1 protein-coding gene is annotated in these 252 nt (G+C 50.0%); it reads right to left on the bottom strand.

The window, feature by feature from the left end:
• Positions 1–252 (bottom strand): RHS repeat-associated core domain-containing protein (locus tag EAE89_RS23330; protein WP_214086704.1); only part of this gene is annotated, 252 nt, incomplete at both ends.

Raw genomic sequence — 252 nt, 5'->3', positions numbered from 1 at the left:
TATAATTTGGACTGGATAAAGGTCTACCAGAAGCATCAAAGCCAGTTAAGCCTAAGGGGTCGATCCACGACACCGGATTCGGCACGTACGCATACAGGTTCAGACCCCCTGCTAATCCTATCGGGTCGGCACTCAGGTAACAACAGCCTTCCGGCAAATAATACCTGAACCGATTATAGAATAAACCACTTTCTTCATCAAAAAGTTGCCCGGCAAATCGGAGGCCCGGGTCCAGTTGCGGATTCTCGCCGT

This window comes from Photorhabdus heterorhabditis (genome assembly GCF_018448905.1).
GTDB classification, from domain to species: domain Bacteria; phylum Pseudomonadota; class Gammaproteobacteria; order Enterobacterales; family Enterobacteriaceae; genus Photorhabdus; species Photorhabdus heterorhabditis.
Note: the sequence above shows the minus strand (reverse complement) of the source record. Positions and strands in the feature narration are given on the sequence as shown.